Annotated in this window: 18 protein-coding genes, 1 rRNA gene and 1 riboswitch (1 of these 20 only partly in view); of the genes, 10 read left to right on the top strand and 9 right to left on the bottom strand. The window is 40.5% G+C overall.

The window, feature by feature from the left end; all coding sequences use genetic code 11:
- The first annotated feature begins 98 nt into the window (after window positions 1-98).
- The 3 genes from rpoC (at window position 99) to BTA34_RS15210 (ending at window position 6,871) form a co-directional block, all read left to right on the top strand.
- The gene (gene rpoC, locus BTA34_RS15220; protein ID WP_151436282.1) at window positions 99-4,325 is read left to right on the top strand and encodes a DNA-directed RNA polymerase subunit beta'; all 4,227 of its coding nucleotides are present in this window, start codon (window positions 99-101) and stop codon (window positions 4,323-4,325) included.
- A gap of 79 nt (window positions 4,326-4,404) precedes the next feature.
- Window positions 4,405-5,760, top strand: a complete 1,356-nt coding sequence (locus BTA34_RS15215; protein ID WP_151436281.1) for a polysaccharide deacetylase family protein — start codon at window positions 4,405-4,407, stop codon at window positions 5,758-5,760.
- 190 nt (window positions 5,761-5,950) lie between these two features.
- Window positions 5,951-6,871: an Rpn family recombination-promoting nuclease/putative transposase gene (locus BTA34_RS15210; protein ID WP_151436280.1), complete on the top strand. Its 921-nt coding sequence runs from the start codon at window positions 5,951-5,953 to the stop codon at window positions 6,869-6,871.
- 229 nt (window positions 6,872-7,100) lie between these two features.
- Here the strand turns inward: BTA34_RS15210 and thiH are convergent, their stop codons facing one another.
- The 7 genes from thiH to BTA34_RS15175 all read right to left on the bottom strand — a co-directional run bounded on the left by thiH (window position 7,101) and on the right by BTA34_RS15175 (window position 13,511).
- Entirely contained in the window at window positions 7,101-8,219 is a 1,119-nt protein-coding gene (thiH, locus tag BTA34_RS15205; RefSeq protein ID WP_151436279.1) for a 2-iminoacetate synthase ThiH, read from the bottom strand.
- Entirely contained in the window at window positions 8,219-8,998 is a 780-nt protein-coding gene (locus tag BTA34_RS15200) for a thiazole synthase (protein ID WP_151436278.1), read from the bottom strand. The genes thiH and BTA34_RS15200 overlap by 1 nt, the downstream gene beginning before the upstream one ends.
- A gap of 1 nt (window position 8,999) precedes the next feature.
- Entirely contained in the window at window positions 9,000-9,200 is a 201-nt protein-coding gene (gene thiS, locus BTA34_RS15195) for a sulfur carrier protein ThiS (RefSeq protein WP_099074912.1), read from the bottom strand.
- Entirely contained in the window at window positions 9,197-9,946 is a 750-nt protein-coding gene (gene thiF / locus BTA34_RS15190; RefSeq protein ID WP_151436277.1) for a thiazole biosynthesis adenylyltransferase ThiF, read from the bottom strand. Before thiF ends, thiS begins: the two co-directional genes overlap by 4 nt.
- Window positions 9,940-10,587: a thiamine phosphate synthase gene (thiE, locus tag BTA34_RS15185; protein ID WP_151436276.1), complete on the bottom strand. Its 648-nt coding sequence runs from the start codon at window positions 10,585-10,587 to the stop codon at window positions 9,940-9,942. Before thiE ends, thiF begins: the two co-directional genes overlap by 7 nt.
- On the bottom strand, window positions 10,571-12,523 hold the full coding sequence (gene thiC, locus BTA34_RS15180; RefSeq protein ID WP_151436275.1) for a phosphomethylpyrimidine synthase ThiC: 1,953 nt from the start codon (window positions 12,521-12,523) through the stop codon (window positions 10,571-10,573). The genes thiE and thiC overlap by 17 nt, the downstream gene beginning before the upstream one ends.
- Window positions 12,524-12,663: 140 nt before the next feature.
- Window positions 12,664-12,786: riboswitch (TPP riboswitch) on the bottom strand.
- A 44-nt stretch (window positions 12,787-12,830) separates the two neighbouring features.
- On the bottom strand, window positions 12,831-13,511 hold the full coding sequence (locus tag BTA34_RS15175) for an HAD family hydrolase (protein WP_151436274.1): 681 nt from the start codon (window positions 13,509-13,511) through the stop codon (window positions 12,831-12,833).
- A gap of 146 nt (window positions 13,512-13,657) precedes the next feature.
- On the opposite strand from BTA34_RS15175, the gene nudC reads away from it, so the two are divergent.
- From nudC to BTA34_RS15145, 6 genes are all read left to right on the top strand, one after another.
- Complete coding sequence (nudC, locus tag BTA34_RS15170) at window positions 13,658-14,443, top strand: NAD(+) diphosphatase (protein WP_099074922.1); 786 nt, start codon at window positions 13,658-13,660, stop codon at window positions 14,441-14,443.
- Window positions 14,444-14,531: 88 nt separating this feature from the next.
- Entirely contained in the window at window positions 14,532-15,605 is a 1,074-nt protein-coding gene (hemE, locus tag BTA34_RS15165) for a uroporphyrinogen decarboxylase (RefSeq protein ID WP_098941737.1), read from the top strand.
- Window positions 15,598-16,266: a deoxyribonuclease V gene (gene nfi, locus BTA34_RS15160; protein ID WP_151436273.1), complete on the top strand. Its 669-nt coding sequence runs from the start codon at window positions 15,598-15,600 to the stop codon at window positions 16,264-16,266. The genes hemE and nfi overlap by 8 nt, the downstream gene beginning before the upstream one ends.
- A 74-nt stretch (window positions 16,267-16,340) precedes the next feature.
- Window positions 16,341-16,931: a YjaG family protein gene (locus BTA34_RS15155; protein WP_151436272.1), complete on the top strand. Its 591-nt coding sequence runs from the start codon at window positions 16,341-16,343 to the stop codon at window positions 16,929-16,931.
- A 190-nt stretch (window positions 16,932-17,121) separates the two neighbouring features.
- The gene (locus BTA34_RS15150) at window positions 17,122-17,394 is read left to right on the top strand and encodes an HU family DNA-binding protein (RefSeq protein WP_004246922.1); all 273 of its coding nucleotides are present in this window, start codon (window positions 17,122-17,124) and stop codon (window positions 17,392-17,394) included.
- Window positions 17,395-17,438: 44 nt separating this feature from the next.
- Window positions 17,439-18,101 carry a DUF1481 domain-containing protein gene (locus BTA34_RS15145; protein ID WP_265576112.1) on the top strand — a complete coding sequence of 221 codons (663 nt, stop codon included), beginning with the start codon at window positions 17,439-17,441 and terminating at the stop codon, window positions 18,099-18,101.
- Window positions 18,102-18,125: 24 nt separating this feature from the next.
- On the opposite strand, the gene purD is transcribed toward BTA34_RS15145, so the two are convergent.
- Window positions 18,126-19,415, bottom strand: coding sequence for a phosphoribosylamine--glycine ligase (gene purD / locus BTA34_RS15140; RefSeq protein ID WP_151436271.1), 1,290 nt, complete (start codon window positions 19,413-19,415; stop codon window positions 18,126-18,128).
- 12 nt (window positions 19,416-19,427) lie between these two features.
- Window positions 19,428-21,017, bottom strand: a complete 1,590-nt coding sequence (purH, locus tag BTA34_RS15135) for a bifunctional phosphoribosylaminoimidazolecarboxamide formyltransferase/IMP cyclohydrolase (protein ID WP_151436270.1) — start codon at window positions 21,015-21,017, stop codon at window positions 19,428-19,430.
- Window positions 21,018-21,634: 617 nt separating this feature from the next.
- On the opposite strand from purH, the gene BTA34_RS15130 reads away from it, so the two are divergent.
- Window positions 21,635-21,702 (top strand): 16S ribosomal RNA (locus BTA34_RS15130); it runs 1,475 nt beyond the window's last position.

Below are 21,702 nucleotides of genomic sequence, written 5' to 3'. Positions count from 1 at the left end.
AGAAATGGCAGTCTGTCAAACAGTGACTACACTGGTTTAAAGGGGTGAATGACAGGGGTCATTTGCCTGGCAGGTCTAACTCCGACAGGAGCCATTTCGTGAAAGACTTATTAAAGTTTCTGAAAGCGCAAACCAAGACCGAAGAGTTTGATGCGATCAAAATTGCTCTGGCATCACCTGATATGATCCGTTCATGGTCATTTGGTGAAGTTAAAAAGCCAGAAACAATTAACTACCGTACGTTCAAACCAGAACGTGACGGTCTTTTCTGCGCCCGTATTTTCGGACCAGTAAAAGATTACGAATGTTTGTGTGGTAAATACAAACGTTTAAAACACCGTGGTGTTATCTGTGAGAAGTGTGGCGTTGAAGTTACACAAACTAAAGTTCGTCGTGAACGTATGGGTCACATCGAATTAGCTTCTCCAGTTGCTCACATTTGGTTCTTGAAATCACTGCCGTCCCGTATCGGTCTGCTGCTGGATATGCCTCTGCGCGATATTGAACGTGTACTGTATTTCGAATCTTACGTTGTTGTTGAAGGCGGTATGACCAGCCTTGAACGCGGTCAAATCTTAACAGAAGAGCAATACCTCGACGCATTAGAAGAATTCGGTGACGAATTTGACGCGAAGATGGGTGCAGAAGCTGTTCAGAACTTGTTACAGAGCATGGATCTGGAACAAGAGTGTGAAACGCTGCGTGAAGAGTTAAATGAAACTAACTCTGAAACTAAACGTAAGAAACTGACTAAACGTATCAAGTTACTTGAAGCATTCATGCAATCAGGCAATAAACCTGAGTGGATGATCTTAACTGTACTGCCTGTGTTACCACCAGACTTACGTCCACTGGTTCCACTTGATGGTGGTCGTTTTGCGACTTCAGACCTGAACGATTTATATCGTCGTGTGATCAACCGTAACAACCGTTTAAAACGCCTGCTTGATTTAGCAGCACCAGACATTATCGTACGTAACGAAAAACGTATGTTACAAGAGTCTGTGGATGCGTTATTAGATAACGGTCGTCGTGGTCGTGCGATCACAGGTTCTAACAAACGTCCTCTGAAATCTTTGGCTGATATGATCAAAGGTAAACAAGGTCGTTTCCGTCAAAACCTGTTAGGTAAACGTGTTGACTATTCTGGTCGTTCTGTAATCACCGTTGGTCCATACCTGCGTCTGCATCAGTGTGGTCTGCCGAAGAAAATGGCTCTTGAATTATTCAAACCATTTATTTACGGAAAACTGGAAACCCGTGGTTTAGCGACAACAATCAAAGCCGCTAAAAAAATGGTTGAGCGCGAAGAAGCGGTTGTTTGGGATATCTTAGATGAAGTTATCCGCGAACACCCAGTAATGCTAAACCGTGCACCAACACTTCACCGTTTAGGTATTCAGGCATTTGAACCAATCCTTATCGAAGGTAAAGCTATTCAGTTACACCCACTCGTTTGTGCGGCATATAACGCCGACTTCGATGGTGACCAAATGGCGGTTCACGTACCACTGACATTAGAAGCACAGTTAGAAGCTCGTGCGCTGATGATGTCAACAAACAACATTCTGTCTCCAGCAAGTGGTGACCCAATCATCGTTCCTTCACAGGACGTTGTATTAGGTCTGTACTACATGACTCGTGACTGCATCAATGCCAAAGGTGAAGGCATGGTGTTAAGTGGTCCTAAAGAAGCTGAACGCGTTTATCGCGCAGGTTTAGCCTCTTTACACGCACGCGTTAAAGTACGTATCACTGAAGAGATCAAAGATGGCGAAGGTAACATCACCACTGAAACTAGCTTAAAAGACACAACTGTCGGCCGAGCTATTTTATGGATGATCGTACCAAAAGGCCTACCTTACGCGCTGGTTAACCAACCATTAGGTAAAAAAGCAATTTCTAAAATGCTGAATACCTGTTATCGCGTATTGGGCTTGAAGCCAACTGTTATTTTTGCTGACCAAATCATGTATACCGGTTTTGCTTACGCTGCACGTTCAGGTGCTTCAGTAGGTATCGATGACATGGTTATCCCTGCGAAAAAAGCAGAGATCATTGCAGAAGCAGAAGCAGAAGTTGCAGAAATTCAGGAACAGTTCCAATCCGGTCTGGTAACAGCGGGCGAACGTTACAACAAAGTTATCGATATTTGGGCTGCGGCGAATGAGCGCGTAGCGAAAGCGATGATGGAAAACCTGTCTACTGAAACCGTTATTAACCGTAATGGTGAAGAAGAACAACAAGTATCTTTCAACAGCATCTTTATGATGGCTGACTCCGGTGCTCGTGGTTCTGCAGCTCAGATCCGTCAGTTAGCAGGTATGCGTGGTCTGATGGCTAAGCCAGATGGCTCAATCATCGAAACACCAATCACAGCGAACTTCCGTGAAGGTCTGAACGTACTCCAGTACTTCATCTCAACCCACGGTGCTCGTAAAGGTCTTGCGGATACCGCACTGAAAACAGCAAACTCCGGTTACTTGACTCGTCGTTTAGTTGACGTTGCACAAGACTTAGTCGTTACAGAAGACGACTGTGGTACAACCGAAGGTGTTATGATGACTCCGGTTATCGAAGGTGGTGATGTTAAAGAACCACTGCGTGAACGTGTATTAGGTCGTGTGGCTGCAGAAGATATTCTGAAACCAGGTACTGCCGATATTCTTGTTCCACGTAACACCCTGTTGAACGAAAAACTGTGTGACTTGTTAGAAGAAAACTCTGTTGACAGCGTAAAAGTACGTTCAGTTGTAACCTGTAACACAGACTTCGGTGTGTGTGCGAATTGTTATGGTCGTGACCTTGCTCGTGGTCATATCATTAACAAAGGTGAAGCTATCGGTGTTATCGCAGCACAGTCAATCGGTGAACCAGGTACACAGTTAACGATGCGTACGTTCCACATCGGTGGTGCGGCATCTCGTGCGGCAGCAGAATCTAGCATTCAAGTACGTAACAAAGGTACTCTGAAGCTGTTCAATGCGAAGTTCATTACTAATACTGCGGGTAAATTAGTTATCACCTCTCGTAACACAGAATTACGTTTAATTGACGAATTCGGTCGTACGAAAGAGAGCTACAAAGTGCCTTACGGTGCTCAATTAGCGAAAGGTGATGGCGAAGCAGTTAACGGTGGCGAAACTGTTGCTAACTGGGATCCACATACAATGCCAGTTGTGAGTGAAGTATCTGGTATCATCCGTTTTGCAGACATGGTTGATGGTCAAACTATCACACGTCAAACAGATGAATTAACAGGTCTTTCTTCACTGGTTGTTCTGGATTCAGCAGAGCGTACAGGTAGCGGTAAAGATTTACGTCCAGCATTACGCATCACTGATGCACAAGGCAATGACGTATTAATCCCGAACACTGATATGCCAGCACAGTACTTCCTGCCAGGTAAAGCGATTGTTCAGTTAGACGATGGCATTGCAATTAACGCAGGTGACACTTTAGCGCGTATTCCACAAGAATCTGGCGGTACTAAAGATATCACCGGTGGTCTGCCACGCGTTGCTGACCTGTTTGAAGCTCGTCGTCCGAAAGAGCCTGCAATCCTTGCTGAAATCAGCGGTATTGTTTCGTTCGGTAAAGAGACTAAAGGTAAACGTCGTCTAGTTATTTCTCCATTAGACGGTAGCGATGCATACGAAGAGATGATCCCTAAATGGCGTCAGCTCAACGTATTCGAGGGTGAGGTTGTGGAACGCGGTGATGTTATTTCCGATGGTCCAGAATCACCACACGACATTCTGCGCTTACGTGGTGTTCATGCGGTTACTCGCTATATCACTAACGAAGTACAGGAAGTTTACCGTTTACAAGGCGTTAAGATTAACGATAAACACATCGAAGTTATCGTTCGTCAAATGCTACGTAAAGTTACCATTGAGAACGCAGGAAGCTCTGAGTTCCTCGAAGGTGAACAGGTTGAATACGCTCGCGTTAAAGTATCAAACCGTGTTCTGGAAGATGATGGCAAAGTACCAGCAACGTATGCTCGTGACCTGTTAGGTATCACGAAAGCGTCTCTGGCAACAGAATCCTTCATCTCTGCTGCATCGTTCCAAGAAACAACTCGTGTTCTGACGGAAGCTGCGGTAGCGGGTAAACGTGATGAATTACGTGGCTTGAAAGAAAACGTTATTGTTGGTCGCTTGATCCCAGCTGGTACTGGATATGCGTATCACCAAGATCGTATGAAGCGTCGTCAATCACAATTGCCGACAGATGAAACTGAAACAACAATCAGTGCTGATGAAGCATCTGCAAACTTAGCAGAATTACTGAATGCTGGTTTCGGCGGATTAAAAGACTAAAATCTAATCTAGGTTAGATTGAAATGCCCTCCATTGTGAGGGCATTTTTTGTTTCTGTTCTACATAAGTAGGCGAAATGATGAGAGTAATAGCGAATAGTTTGATTATTCTATGTTTTATTTTTACTGGATTTGCTTCAGCAGTACCTTATGAACGAGGCATTCCAACAGAAGCTCAATGGGATTTAAAAACCCCCATCACAACACTGATGCAACTACGTCAACAAAAAACGCTATATGCGTTTGTGGGGGATAAATTGCGGCCTGTTGCAGAGCTTTGCCCTAATCAAGGTTTTTATGCATCAGTTGCGAAGGGGGATTACCACAAAATACAATTTGGAAATGCCCAAGGTTATCTTGAAGCGGGCTATCTAGAAGATGGCTATTTTGAAGATATTGCCTCAATGAAACCGGATAAAAAAACACGTTTCTTATCAGATAGCACGAAGAAAACCGATTATCCTATCTACGAATATTTAATTACGACAAAAAATACGCCCATCTATAGTGATAAAGATATTGCTAGCCCACAAATAGCGACACTCTTACCCAATTTACGTTATCCCGTGTTATCTCGCACAATAAAAGAAGATACTAATGAAAGTAAAATCAATTGGTTTGAAATCTTTTTAGGTGATCGCTTAGGTTATATTTCATCAAGGGATGTAAAACCTGATTTAGGAATACCGGTACTTACTTATCACCATATTCTTAAAGCAACGGAAAACCATAATTTTCGCCATACATCAACAACAACATCATTAACTGCCTTTACAGAGCAGATGAATTATTTAAAAGAAGCTGGATACGAAACGCTTTCGCTCAATCAAGTGGCTGGCTATTTAAATAAGAGTGTTAATTTGCCAGGCAAAGCGGTTGCATTAACATTTGATGATGGTCTGCAATCCGTTTATCGCTATGCTTATCCCCTTTTAAAAGAAAATGGTCAACGAGCAACACTATTTGTTATCTCATCACGAATAAAATCCAAAACACCTAAGTGGGCGCCTAATTCATTACAATTTATGAGTTGGCAGTCACTTAAATCGAGCCGTGATGTTTTTGATATCCAATCGCACTCCCATTTTTTACATCGTTTAGATAATAATAAAAAACCTATCATTTTTAGCCGTCAGTCCCACACGATTATATTAGATTTACAACGCTCACAACGTGTATTGCGATTATTAAACCCACATCAATATGCCTTTGCATACCCTTTCGGTGGATATAATCAAAGGGCAATTACGGCAGTCAAAGCGTCTGGTATGACATTGGCGGTGACGACTCAGCAAGGAAAAGTTCGTTTAGGTGATCCTCCTTTTGCGCTAAAACGGCTCTATGCTTTGAGTACAGATCCTATTGAGAAATTTGCCAGAATGGTGGGTAATGATGAATATGAAGTCGTTAATAAAAATATCGTTGTTGATAAATAATTAAAAATAAAATTTATAATCTTAAAAAATACCTTTGATATTTATTGAAGGTATTTTTTATTCTCCTCTAACTTATTCAGGTAAGATCAATAAATAACTTATATTTTTCAGATAATTATGATGATTTTTTAGTAAGGGAAATACATTTTTTTCTGTAAGCTGGCAGTCCAAATTCGGCATGGAGTCAGCTATGAATAAATCCATATCAATTTCTACTCATGATTCTGCATTCAAACGTTTTATGATGAATGTCAGTAATGCGAAAGACTTTTTCTTTATCCACTTATCTGAAGAATTAAAAAGCCAGTGTGATTTTTCGACTTTGCAATTACAGAATTCTTCTTTTATTGATATAAAATTACGTTCTCGTATGTCTGATATTTTATATTTGGTGAAAACCAAAGAGGGCGATGTTCCTATTTATTTACTTGTAGAACATCAATCTAGACCTGATAAAATGATAGCTTGGCGTATGATGCACTATGCATTTTGCACCATGAATCAGCATTTACAGCAAGGTTATAAGTCTTTGCCTCTCGTTGTTCCAATCTTGTTTTATCATGGAAAGAAGAAACCTTATCCTTTTCCTGTTAATTGGATAAAATGTTTTCCACTTTCTTCACTTGCTAATCAACTTTATTCTAATGACTTCTCTTTAATTGATTTGACCTCAATTGATGATGATATTTTGCTGACACATAAAAAAGCGGCAGTAATGGAAATTGCGATGAAACACGTTAATAGTTGTAAAGATATTAATCAGATTGCAATGCTGCTATCAAAAGCAATAAATCAGAAAAACTGCAGAGATGAAGACACTGTTGCTGTTGTACAATATTTATTCTCAATCATGGATGCATCAGATTTTGAATTCATCATAAATAAGATAGCTGAACAAGTAGATAACCATAGAGAGACAATTATGAATATAGCGTGGAGATTAGAAAATAAAGGGTTTAAATTAGGTATAGATAAAGGATTTGAAATAGGAAGAAAATCAGTGCAGTTAGAATTGGCAAAAAATTTATTAAAAGAGAATTTTGATCTTTCATTTATCGAAAGAGTATCTGGTTTAAGTATACAAGAAATTGAAGAATTGACCGCAGCATGACAATGCATAATAAATAGAATTCGATAAAAATAATAACAGATGTTCTAACTTGTTTTTCTAGTTAATTGCTAAATTCTAAAAAAATTAATATATAGTGTGTAATACCGTTATTACCTTTTTTAATTATGTTTTATTAAGTATTTTTTATTATTAATTCTTTAAATAAAAACCACCCTTGTTATTTTTAGTTAAATAAATTAAAGGTGGTTTTATATTATTTAAATTTTAATTAACGACCCAAATAATTATCCCAATCTTTCCATACAGGTTGTAATCCTCGCTCTTTTAATTCGTTAATAACATCATTTACATGGCGATTATCATTAGGTGAAAACTGTTCTAACTCTTCATGACTATCAGAATATCCACCGGGTTGAGTTTTAGATCCTGCGCTAATGTTATTAATGGCTAATGGCACTGTGTTATCGCGAAAATAAGGTGATTCTCGTGTTGAAAGTGAAAGCTCCACATCCGGTGCTAAAATGCGAAAAGCACAGATAAGTTGTACTAATTCTGCTTCACTCATTACCGATGCAGGGCTAAGCCCACCAGCGCAAGGGCGTAACCGAGGAAAAGAGATAGAATAACGACTTTTCCAATAGCGTTTTTGTAAGAACAAGAGATGTTCTGCCACCATATAGCAATCACTACGCCACTGGCTTGAAAGACCAATCAATGCACCTAACCCAATCTTATCAATGCCTGCTTGCCCTAATCTATCAGGTGTTTGCAGCCGCCAGTGAAAATCTTGTTTTTTGCCTTTTAGGTGATGAAGCTGATAAGTGGGTTCATGATAGGTTTCTTGGTAAACCATCACGCCATCAATGCCTAGTGTTTTTAATTCTGCATATTCTTCTGTTGCAAGAGGTTGTACTTCCATCATTAATAAACTGAAATGCTGTCGAATGAGAGGGATGTACTGGCGAAAATAATCCATACCCACTTTTCTTTGGTGTTCTCCAGTCACTAATAACAAACTATCAAAACCTAATTGCCTGATGCTATTACATTCGGCAACTATTTCAGTTTCATTTAATGTTTTACGTTTAATGGCATTACTCATTGAAAAACCACAATAAGTACAGTCATTCGCACATAAATTAGAAAGATAAAGCGGCACATACAGTCCCACGACATTACCAAAACGTTGTCGAGTGAGTTGTTGAGCGCGTTGTGCCATTGGCTCTAAATAATGTCGCCCCGCAGGCGAAATCAGCGCCATAAAATCATCAAGCGTAAGGGAATGGCGATTTAATGCGGCTTCAACATCTGCATTAGTTTTACTATTGAGTTTTAATGTAATGTCATCCCAGTCGAGTTGTTGCCAATAATCAGAAAAAGTGTCCATTAGAATGCCTCTAAATATTGAGTTAATGGGCTAGAGGCTTGTGCTTGCATATTCACAACTGAAGTGGGTGTAGCAAGCCCTGATTGTCGAGCAAGTTCACCAGCATCAAGGGCTGCTTTAAAGGCTTGTGCCATTAGAACAGGATTTTTGGCAACCGCAATTGCGGTATTAACTAATACTGCATCAGCACCTAACTCTAAAGCTTCGAGTGCATGACTTGGTGCGCCAATACCGGCATCAACAACAACAGGAATTGAGGCTTGTTCAATGATAATTCTTAGAAAGTCACGAGTTTGTAAGCCTTGATTGGAGCCAATAGGGGAACCTAAAGGCATTACAGCGGCACAGCCAACTTCTTCTAAACGACGACATAAAACAGGATCAGCACTGCAATAAGGCAAAACAACAAACCCTTCTTTAACGAGGGTTTCAGCAGCTTTAAGTGTTTCAATAGGATCGGGTAATAAATATTTGGTGTCAGGATGAATTTCTAATTTTACCCAATGGGTACCAAAGGCTTCTTTAGCTAAACGAGCTGCAAAAACTGCTTCTTGTGCTGTTTTTGCGCCCGATGTATTAGGTAATAATTTAACCCCTAATGATTTAAGTGGTGCGATTAAATCATCATTAGCATTCTTTAAATCCACCCGCTTCATTGCCATCGTTACTAATTGGCTACCCGAAGCTTTAATAGCTTCTGTCATTAGCGTTGGTGTTGCAAATTTTCCTGTACCTGTAAAAAGTCTAGATGCGAATGTTGTATCAGCAATTTTTAACATATCAGCCCCCTGCAATTGCTTGGAAGAGAAGAATAGTATCGCCATCATTAATAAAATGTGTTTCCCAATTTTCTCGGGGAACAATGGTTTCATTGATAGCAAGTGCTACACCAATGGATGGTTGCTCTAACTGAATAAGGAGCTGACAGAGAGTGACAGGCATATCCAGAGAATATTGTTCGTCATTTACGGTAATGTTCATGCTACCCCTCGACAAACAGGACATGTTTTTGATGGTGTTAAATGCAAAGTACTCCAATTTTGTTTTCTACCATCGAAAAGGCGGAGTTTTCCACTTAGAGAGCAAGGCAAACCAGAGAGTAATTTAATCGCTTCAAGTGCCTGAAGTGTGCCAATTACGCCCACAACAGGACCTAGAATTCCGGCTGTTCTGCAATTTCTTTGTGGTTCAGTCTCATCAGGATAAAGGCAGTGATAGCAACCGTGAGTAAAAGGAGGTTCAAACACCATAAGCTGGCCACTAAACCCTACGGCACTGCCACTAATAAGCGGAGTTTGCTGTGCGACGCAAGCACGATTAATCGCTTGGCGTGTGAGCATGTTATCAGTGCAATCTAAAACTAAATCGACCTTTTTAACTAATTTAGATAATGAATCATCATCAATACGTTGTTTATAAGAGGTAATTTTTATATCCGGATTTAGTGCAAGTAGAGACTGTTTTGCGACCTCTGATTTTGCATCAGGAATATCTTGAGTACGATAAAGAATTTGACGTTGTAGATTAGAGACATGTAACTCATCATCATCCACTAAAATAAGCTCACCAATACCTGCACCAGCAAGATAAAGTGATGCGGGAGAGCCTAATCCACCAAGCCCAATAATCAGTACTTTTGCTTGTTGAAGTTTGTTTTGACCTTCTAAGCCAATATCTTCTAACATTACTTGTCGGCTATAACGCATAAAATCATTATCATTTAGCATGATGGTTTTCCTTCTACTAATTCTAATAATTTACGAGTCACTTGTTGCCAATCTGGCGCTTTTGTTATTGCACTGACCAAGGCAACGCTCCCCACACCGGTTGCAACAACATCAGGTACTCTTTCTAGGGAGATCCCACCAATAGCAACTGTTGGAAAATCGGGTGTCTGCTCTACTTGATGTTTGAGTGCCTTTAAACCTTGAGGTTTAGATGGCATATCTTTTGTGGTGGTTGGAAATATATGCCCTAGCGCGATGTAAGATGGGCGTAATGTTTTCGCTCTTTGTAATTCAACTTCGTCATGAGTGGAAATACCAAGGCGTAATCCTGATTGTTTAATGGCATTAAGGTCGGCAATATCGAGATCTTCTTGACCAAGATGAACACCGTAAGCGTGATATTTAATGGCGAGTTGCCAATAATCATTGATAAACAGTCTTGCATGATACTCTCTGCCCAGTTTTATCGCTTCGATGATCTCTTGTTCAACGTCGTCTGGCTGTTTATCTTTTATGCGTAATTGCAGGGTGGTAACGCCTGTTTTTAACAGGAGCTCGATCCATTCAACAGAATCAACAACAGGATAAAGCCCCAGCCTTTTTTCTGTTGATGCAAAAGGTGTGTTAGAGGATCTGTTCATTTTCAGTTACCTCAACACTGGCGATTTCTGCACTGTGGTATAACTCACTGCCATGCTCTTTAAAGGTTTGGGACATTTGTTCCATACCCGCCGCATAATCACGCACTTCTTGCGTTATTTTCATTGAGCAGAATTTAGGACCACACATCGAACAGAAATGAGCGACTTTTCCTGAAGCCTGAGGGAGCGTTTCATCGTGATATTGGCGTGCGGTTTCAGGATCAAGCGCCAAATTAAATTGGTCTTCCCATCTAAACTCAAAGCGTGCTTTCGACATTGCATTATCACGAATTTGAGCGCCGGGATGCCCTTTGGCTAAATCGGCTGCATGAGCGGCAATTTTATAAGTGATAAGACCTTGTTTCACATCTTCTTTATTAGGTAAACCAAGGTGTTCTTTAGGGGTGACATAACAGAGCATCGCACAACCAAACCAGCCAATCATTGCCGCACCAATACCTGAGGTAAAGTGATCATAACCCGGTGCAATATCTGTAGTGAGCGGACCTAATGTATAAAATGGTGCTTCATGACAATGTTCCAATTCTTCGGTCATATTGCGGCGGATCATCTGCATTGGCACATGACCAGGACCTTCAATCATCACCTGAACATCATATTCCCAAGCAATTTTTGTCAGCTCACCTAAGGTATGTAATTCAGAAAATTGAGCTTCATCATTGGCATCTTGAATAGAACCCGGTCTTAATCCATCACCCAATGAGAGGGAAACATCATAAGCGGCACAAATTTCGCAGATTTCACGGAAATGTTCGTAGAGGAAATTTTCTTTATGATGTGATAAACACCATTTCGCCATTATAGAACCGCCTCGAGACACAATACCCGTTAGACGTTTTGCTGTCATTGGCACATAACGTAACAATACACCGGCATGAATAGTAAAATAATCAACCCCTTGCTCTGCTTGTTCAAGCAAGGTATCGCGGAACATTTCCCAAGTGAGATCTTCAGCAATACCGTTAACTTTCTCCAGTGCTTGATAAATTGGAACTGTACCAATAGGAACAGGGCTATTGCGAATGATCCACTCACGTGTTTCATGAATATAACGGCCTGTTGAGAGATCCATGACGGTATCCGCTCCCCAGCGTGTAGACCAAATTAGCTTTTCAACTTCTTCTTCAATCGAGGAAGTGACCGATGAGTTTCCGATATTGGCATTCACTTTAACTAGGAAATTACGACCAATAATCATTGGCTCTGATTCTGGGTGATTGATATTGGCAGGAATGATTGCGCGACCCGCTGCAATTTCTTGGCGAACAAACTCAGGGGTAATATTATCAGGGAGATGAGCGCCAAAGCTAAATCCTGCATGCTGTTGGCGTAAAACTTCGCTACGAATTCTCTCTCGCCCCATATTTTCACGAATAGCAATAAACTCCATTTCAGGCGTAATAATGCCTTGGCGAGCATAATGTAATTGTGTCACTCTTTTGCCATTTAACGCTTTTTTCGGCTTTGGTTTTAAGGGGAAACGTAGATGTTCTAATCCAGCATCAGAAAGGCGCTGTTGGGTGAAATCCGAACTTAAAAGTGAAAGCGTTTCGGTATCATTGCGCTCATCAATCCATGGTTGGCGTATTTTTTTTAATCCAAGATTAACGTCAAGTTGAGAAGCCGGATCGCCATAAGGACCTGATGTGTCATACACAGGTACAGGTTCATTATCTTCAAAAACAGGGGAGTCTTTAGAGCCTCCGACTAGCGTTTTATCAAGTTGGATCTCACGCATTGGTACTTGAATGTCAGTACGTGAGCCTTCAAGGTAAATGCGGTTTGAATTTGGGAAACTTACGCCTTGAATAGTGCTGATAAACTCTTGAGCTGCATCACGCTGCTCTTTTCGTGGACGCTGTTTATTGTTTGTTGGTGAAATATCTTTAACGGATATAGTTTGATTTTGGGACATAGCATTTCCTAATAAATATCATGCAGGCGGTAGCCTGTCGGGTGAATATTGAGAAAAATGCTTGTCTGGAGGTCGCAGGGAGTATCGACAGATAGGTGTATATAGATGTGTAAAAAATATACGCAATGAAGCTATCAAAAGGTCGAATCACTCTTGTTCCCTTCGCGGGTATTAACCCGATCAGGTTCCGCGGATCCCGAATTAACGGTCTCAGCCTGTGTTTATAATAGCCTTATAAACACTAGGCACTCCGACAAGAAGATGTCCAGTATATGAAAGATTTTAAAAACTACAAGTCCGACATGGGTTATTTATTTAACGCCCAGTGTTGCTGTTCCCATGCTTTTTCATCTGCAGTTTGTACTAATTTGGGGTCGGCATTAACCGCTATAACATGATCGGCTTGGTAACATAAAGGGAGATCATTGGATGAATCCGTATAGAAATAAATATAAGTATTGTTTATGTTATTGGCTTTTTTCCATTGATTTAAACGCTCAACTTTTCCTTCTCGAAATGTAGGAATACCTTCAATCAATCCAGTGTAATGATTGTCCTTAATTTGCATATCAATGCCCATTGAAATATCCGCATTGAGTTGCTTTGCAATCACATGAACTAAAAAAGACATTGTTGCTGAAATAATCATAACGGGAATATTTTGTTGTCGATATTGTGTAATTATTGATATTCCTTGTGGATAAAGCAGAGGCTGAATTTTTGTTTTAGTGAAGTCATTAACCCAATGATTTATCTTATTTATATCGTAATGTTTAAAGTAAGCTAAATGTTGAAAAAGATATTGGTTTATATCTAGTTTTTCAGCGTAATAGTCTGCGATCATTTGCTCATCTAGTTTTAAAAAATGAGGATCTGTGACTATTTTTTTATCCCACAAATAGTTTGTCCATAAGCGACTAGAGTCGCCAGCTAAAAGCGTTTCATCTAGATCAAAAATAGCAATCTTGTTTTTTGTTTTATCTGTCATTCTAAGGGTTCTTATTATTAATGGAATTTATGTTTATATTTTAAGAATGTTAATGAATTATAGAAGATAGTCATAATTCATTGAGTGCTTCTTGCTAAAGAGAGTATCCTTTATTCTATATCATTATTTTGGATAAAATGGTCGTTATGCATTTATATACATTAACAGGCTCCGAAAAAGGCTGGTGGACAGTCAGTCTTGGTGGGCGAGTATGGTTACCTAAAGGTGAACTGCCGTTTGGTTTAGCTAAAGATTGGGATCTCATTGGTCAGCACGCTAAAATTGTGGGGGAATGGCAAGGTGAAACAGTTTGGCTTATTCATGGAAAAATGGATAACGACATGTGCTCACCAAGACTTATCGCTTCACAAGATGAAAATTTATTTAAATTAGTCGGTCGTGGTGTCCAACTGGCTGAATTTTATCGTTCTCACCGTTTTTGTGGTTATTGTGGTTCTAAAATGCGCCATAGTGAGAGTGAATGGGCATGTTTATGCGATAATTGTCATGAACGTTATTATCCACAAATTGCTCCTTGTATTATTGTCGGTATTCGCCATGAAGATAAAATCTTATTAGCACATCATGTTAGACATAAACATTCACCGCTTTACACGGTACTCGCTGGTTTTGTTGAAGTTGGTGAAACACTAGAAGAAGCCGTGGCTCGTGAAGTGTTTGAAGAGAGCAATATTCGTATTCGCAATATTCGCTATGTATCATCTCAGCCTTGGCCGTTTCCTCATTCCTTAATGATGGGCTTTTTAGCTGATTATGATGGTGGCGAGCTACAACATGATCCTTCTGAATTAATGAGTGCGGGTTGGTATCGTTACGATCAATTACCTCAGATCCCACCACCTGATACTATTGCTCGACGCTTGATAGAAGACACGATAGCGAATATTAGACAAGATAAAGAAAAGAACTAAATAAAGACGCTGTCTGCCAACAGTTATTTTTCTAGCATGTTACAATGCATGCTATTTTGCGGCCCTATTACTGTTAATGGAGTTAGTCATGAGTGAGTTGAAAAACGACCGCTATTTACGTGCGCTGTTGCGCCAACCTGTTGATGTCACCCCTGTTTGGATGATGCGTCAGGCAGGCAGATATCTTCCTGAATACAAGGAAACACGGGCACAGGCGGGAGATTTCATCTCATTGTGCAAAAATACAGAACTAGCATGTGAAGTGACATTACAGCCTTTAAGACGTTTCCCTTTAGATGCCGCTATTTTATTTTCTGATATTTTAACTATTCCTGATGCAATGGGGCTAGGTCTTTACTTTGAAACAGGTGAAGGTCCTCGTTTTAAATCACCCATAAATAGTCTTGATGACATTAAAAAATTGCCTATTCCTGATCCTGAAGATGAACTGGGATATGTGATGAATGCAGTACGCGCTATTCGTCATGCATTGCAAGGTAGTGTGCCATTAATTGGTTTTTCAGGAAGCCCTTGGACATTGGCAACCTATATGGTTGAAGGTGGAAGTAGTAAGGCCTTCACAAAAATTAAAAAAATGATGTATTCAGAGCCTCAAGCACTACATCTATTACTGGATAAACTGGCAGATAGCGTTATTCTTTATTTGAATGCTCAAATTAAAGCGGGCGCACAATCTATCATGATCTTTGATACATGGGGTGGTGTGCTAACGGGGCGTGATTACCAACTCTTCTCATTACACTATATGCATAAGATTGTTGATGGTCTTATCCGTGAATATGATGGAAGAAAAGTACCAGTCACTTTATTTACCAAGGGTGGTGGCCGCTGGTTAGAAGCGATGGCTGCGACAGGTTGCGATGCATTAGGACTTGATTGGACTATTGATATTGAAGATGCACGCCGTCGAGTTGGAGATAAAGTTGCGCTACAAGGTAATATGGACCCTTCTATGCTGTATGCACCACCGGCCAGAATAGAACAAGAAGTCGAAACTATTCTTGCTGGATTTGGTAAAGGCAACGGTCATGTCTTTAATCTTGGGCACGGTATTCATCAAGATGTTCCACCTGAACATGCTGGAGCATTCATTGATGCGGTTCACCGTTTATCGAAGCCTTATCATCAGGATAATGATTAATACCCAACAATTACGCCAAGAGCAGACAGAAAAAGCTCAACAGATTATTTTAACAGACCAATTTACAGCACCAACTTATATAGCCGGTGCTGATGTTGGTTTTGAAGACGGTGGCGCGGTCACTCGCGCCGCCATCGTGATTATGCATTACCCTTCTTTTGACATTCTTGAATACCAAATCGCGCGAATTCCTACAACACTTCCTTATATCCCAGGTTTGCTTTCATTTAGAGAGTGCCCAGCGCTCATGGCTGCGTGGCAATTAATCAAACAGAAGCCTTCTCTTATTTTTGTCGATGGGCAAGGTATTGCTCATCCTAGAAGGCTTGGTGTTGCAAGTCATTTTGGTTTATTAGTGGATACACCGACTATTGGCGTGGCAAAAAGTCGTTTATGTGGCATTGATAAATCCGTTAATGAAGAGATGGGAAGCAAGGAGCCGTTAATGGATAAGAATGAGCAAATAGGATGGATTTATCGCAGTAAGAAAAAATGCAAACCCCTGTATATTTCTCCGGGTCATAAAGTGAGTATGGAAGGTGCTTTGCAGTGGGTTGAGCTGTGTATGAAGGGGTATCGATTGCCAGAACCAACGCGTTGGGCTGACGGTATTGCTTCAAATAGGCGATTATTTGAGCAGTTGAATAAGAATAAGCTCTAAATGACCGGGAAATATGTGGATATTTTTAATTTTCAGGTAAACTGCGCCTAAGTTAAGAAAATGAGTAATCACGAATGTTGAAGAACCCAATCCATTTACGTTTAGAAAAGCTAGAAGCTTGGCAACACCTGACGTTTATGGCATGCCTGTGTGAGAGAATGTACCCAAATTATCAGGTATTTTGTCGTGAAACAGGTTTTACCGATCCAATGCTTTATCGCCGTATTCTCGATCTGGTTTGGGAAACTTTAACGGTGAAAGATGCAAAGGTTAATTTCGATTCTCAATTAGATAAATTAGAAGAAGCTATTCCTGATGCATCTCAGTTCGAGATTTATGGTGTCTATCCTGCGATTGACGCCTGTGTTGCACTTAGTGAAATTGTTCACTCTCGTTTAAGCGGTGAATCGTTAAGTCACGCTATTGAAGTGAGTAAATTATCAGTAGGGACAGTTGCTTCACTTGAAATGACACAAGCAGAAAGAGAAATGAGTGAAGAAGAACTTAGATCTCTACCTGCTGTTATTGAAGAGTTCGATATCCAATGGGAAATTTACCGTCTACTTGTAGAATGTGAAGAAAGAGATGTCGAACTGATCAAAGGTCTACGTGCAGACCTTCGTGAAGCTGGAATGAGCAATATCGGTATAGAATTAACGCACTAAATCAGAAAAACGTGATTTAGTGCTTGAAAAGCGACGTTTAAAGACTTCACATCACCCCCGTGTATGTTCTACATTGGGTACGAAAAGAAGTGGCTCAGGTGTTTTACTTAATTTATCCTCTTAAAAAGATAAGTTAAGTTTTTTCACCAGATGTTTTTCAAACGATAAAACATACTTTAAGGACTATTTTATGAACAAAGCTGAATTAACCGAATCAGTTGCTGAAAAAGCGGATCTGACAAAAACTCAAGCAAAAGCTGCTATTGAAGCGTTTATCGATTCAGTAACAGGCGCTCTGAAAGAAGGCGATTCTGTACAGTTAGTTGGTTTCGGTACATTCAAGGTGAATCACCGTGCAGAGCGTACTGGTCGTAACCCTCAAACTGGTAAAGAAATTAAAATTGCAGCAGCTAACGTTCCTGCATTTACTGCCGGTAAAGCACTGAAAGACGCAGTAAAATAATTCCTTTGAACGGAATGAACAATAGAGGGGGATTTACTCCCCTTTTGTTGAAACGACAGGGGCTGTTAGCAATAGGATCTGCTTTTTTGCTCAGCGCCTGCTCCTCTACTGTGCAACTACCTGAATTTTCTGCAACAGGTTATATTGCGGATGAAGGTGTTGTGCGACTATGGCGTTTAAATAATACAGCGTCAGAACCTCAAGTGATCATGAGCGTTTATAGCTTTTATAAAAAGCCAGAAACTATCATCACATTCTATGAGTATCGCCAAAATAAGCTTTGGCAAGTCCGCTCTGAAGTTATCAATCCTAACGATCCATCATCTTGGCACCTTCGTTTAAATAAACGAGGTGAAGTTATTTTCATGCAACAAGAAAGCCATAAGCAAAAACGAGCATTAACAGAAGATGAACGTTTAAGAATGGTATTTGCTGCAAGTAAAGAGCGTGAAATTAGCGAAGCGCTTACTATCGGGAAAGTAAATTTAGTACAGGGTGTCTGGTATCAAAATACAATGACAACATGTGCTGGCGAGAAGGTAAGTGTTTCATTTGAAGGTCCGGAACAACGCTGGTTAAAAACAAGAGCGCGCAATCCAAATAAGCCTTCTTATGTTGCTTGGCTTGATTCACCAGAAGGTAAGCAATTACTTATGGTTGCAGAACACGATTTTTGTAAATGGGAACCAACAAAAGAGAGTTTGTGATCACTCCCTTTTGCCGTTGTTAATTTATTTCTTTAAGCGAGCAATCGCTCGATAGCCGATATCATGGCGATAAAAGCTGCCATCCCAATGAATACCTTTCGCTAAAGCATAAGCATTTTTTTGAGCTTGTTCGATATCATCACCTAATGCAGTTGCACAGAGTACTCGCCCACCGGCAGTGATAACCTCGCCTTTGTCATTGAGTGTTGTTCCAGCTTGAAATACTTTGGCCGTTGTTGACGATGTTGGTGTTAAGCCTTCGATAACATCACCTTGACGATAATCCGCAGGATAGCCGCCAGCTGCAATGACAATCCCTAAAGCCGGACGAGGGTCCCAATGGGGATTTTTATCTTTTAAATTACCGTTTGCTCCAGCTAAACAAAGCTCTACTAAGTCAGATTGCATACGCATCATAATAGGTTGAGTTTCTGGATCACCAAAACGACAGTTAAACTCAATAACCTTAGCAACACCTTGTTTATCAATCATCAGCCCAGCATAAAGGAAACCTTGGTAGCGATGTCCTTCAGAAGCCATTCCTTTTACTGTTGGATAAATGATCCTTTCCATTACTTGCTGGTGGATTTCTGGTGTAACAACAGGTGCTGGCGAATATGCACCCATTCCCCCAGTATTAGGACCTGTATCGCCATCGCCGACACGCTTATGATCTTGGCTTGTTGCCATTGGAATAACGTGTTCACCATCAACGATGACAATAAAGCTAGCTTCTTCGCCATCAAGATATTCTTCGATAACAATACGATGCCCTGCATCACCAAAAACATTGCCAGCCAGCATATCTTTAATTGCAGCTTCAGCCTCAGCTTGTGTCATTGCAACAATAACGCCTTTACCTGCTGCTAAACCGTCTGCTTTGATAACAATGGGTGCGCCCACTTTATTGAGGTACTCAAGTGCAGGTGCTATTTCTGTAAAATTTTGATAATCCGCAGTTGGAATTTTATGACGAGCTAAAAAATCTTTTGTGAAGGCTTTCGACCCCTCTAATTGAGCGGCACCTTTTGTTGGGCCAAAAATGGTCAGCCCCGCTGCTTTAAAGGCATCAACAACACCAATAACAAGTGGGGCTTCAGGGCCAACAATCGTTAAATCAATATTATTTTCTAGCGCAAAGGCAACTAATGCAGGAATATCCGTTGCACTGATTGCAACATTTTGTACGCCTTGCTCTAACGCTGTTCCAGCATTACCCGGTGCAACAAAGACTTGTGTAGTAAGCGGTGATTGAACCGCTTTCCAAGCTAAAGCATGTTCACGACCGCCATTACCAATAATCAAAATCTTCATATCAATACCCTATTAATGACGGAAGTGGCGCATATTGGTGAATATCATTGCGATGTTATGTTCATTTGCAGCTGCAATCACTTCATCATCACGAATTGAGCCACCAGGTTGAATAACACAAGTCACACCAGCAAGTGCGGCTGCATCAATACCATCTCTAAATGGGAAGAATGCATCTGATGCCATTGCACAACCTGCAACTTCTAAACCTTCATCAGCGGCTTTAATACCCGCAATTTTTGCAGAATACACACGGCTCATTTGTCCTGCACCAATACCGACGGTCATATCGTTTTTAGCGTAAACAATGGCATTTGATTTTACAAATTTTGCGACTTTCCAGCAAAACAGTGCATCTTTAAGTTCACGTTCACTTGGTTGACGCTGAGTAACCACTCTTAAGTTTTCTTCTTTTACCATACCCAAGTCACGATCTTGAACTAACAGCCCACCATTAACACGTTTGAAATCTAACGCTGGTTTAGCTTCTTGCCATTGACCGCAAGCCAATACACGAACATTTGGTTTTGTTTCTAAAATTGGTAGTGCATCTTCATTAATAGAAGGAGCGATGATCACTTCAACAAACTGACGTTCAATGATTGCACTTGCTGTTTTTGCATCTAATGGACGATTAAATGCGATAATGCCACCAAATGCAGAAGTTGGATCGGTTTTAAATGCGTTGTCATATGCTTGTGTGAGTGTGTTCGCAATTGCAACGCCACACGGGTTTGCATGTTTCACAATAACACAAGCAGGCTCGGAGAATGATTTCACACATTCTAACGCTGCATCAGTATCTGCAATGTTATTATAAGAAAGCGCTTTGCCTTGTAATTGGTTTGCAGTGGCAATAGACGCTTCTTCTATATTCTCTTCTATATAGAAAGCGGCTTGCTGATGAGCATTCTCACCGTAACGCATATCTTGTTTCTTTATATAGTTCAGATTTAAGGTACGAGGGAAAGTGCCTGATGGTTGTGAAGTATCACCATAATAAGGTGCAACCTTTTGACCAAAGTAGTTAGCAATCATTCCGTCGTAAGCCGCTGTATGTTCAAAAGCTTTAATCGCCAAATCAAAGCGTGTATCTAAAGTAAGGCTATTCTCGTGATTATCCATTTCTTCAATCACTCTTTCATAGTCATTACTATTTACTACAATCGTTACATCTTTATGATTCTTCGCGGCAGAGCGAACCATGGTTGGTCCACCAATATCGATATTCTCCACAGCATCTGCTAATGAGCAATCTGGGCGAGCGACTGTTTTAGCGAAAGGATAAAGATTTACGACGACCATATCGATAGGACGAATTTCATGTTCTTCCATAATTGCATCGTCTTGCCCACGACGACCTAAAATTCCACCATGTACTTTAGGGTGCAGCGTTTTCACTCTGCCATCCATCATTTCTGGGAAACCTGTGTAATCGGAGACTTCAATAACCGGTAAGCCAGCTTCTGCTAATAGACGTGCGGTTCCGCCTGTCGATAAGAGTTCTACTTCTCTTTCAACAAGTGCTTTAGCAAATTCTAAAATACCTGCTTTATCAGACACACTTAAAAGTGCACGGCGGATAGGACGAAGATGTTGCATGAGTTTTATCCCTTGGGTTTGGTATAACGGTAGTAATGGTAGAGTTAAATCACATTAATACAGTGAAATTGTGCTTGCTTAACTAACATTTCAGAAGATGGACACAAAATCAATCTTACTTAATCGACCGTCATAATAGCGCAAACGTTTGCGTTTGACATGCTAATTTTATGTAAAAAGGCAGTCTGTGGATAAAATTGTTGATAAGTGCGTATAAGTGGGCGTTTTGCTGTGGAATTAAGCAAACGATTTTTTTTCTTAAAAAAACTATTGCCAGCCTCAGAAAACTCCCTATAATGCGTCCTCGTTGTCACGGCAAACCACGCTAAGTGAGTTAGCCGAGAGAACGAAGAAAAAAAGTGAAAAGCCTTGAAAATAAACGCTTGACACTGAATGAGGAAGATGTAGAATGCACCTCCTCGCAACAACGCAGAAGACCGGAAACGGCAGCGAATGTTGCACTGCTCTTTAACAAATTATCAGACAATCTGTGTGGGCACTCGCAGAGACGATATCTTCTAAAATATTAGATGTATCAAGTCTTGAAGAGTGAACAACAAAAGTAAATTCATTTATGAATAGCTAAGTTTTCGATTTCTTTGAGCATCAAACACTTTTAATTGAAGAGTTTGATCATGGCTCAGATTGAACGCTGGCGGCAGGCCTAACACATGCAAGTCGAGCG

The sequence above is a fragment of the Proteus sp. CD3 genome, from assembly GCF_008808075.1.
GTDB lineage: Bacteria > Pseudomonadota > Gammaproteobacteria > Enterobacterales > Enterobacteriaceae > Proteus > Proteus appendicitidis.
Note: the sequence above shows the minus strand (reverse complement) of the source record. Positions and strands in the feature narration are given on the sequence as shown.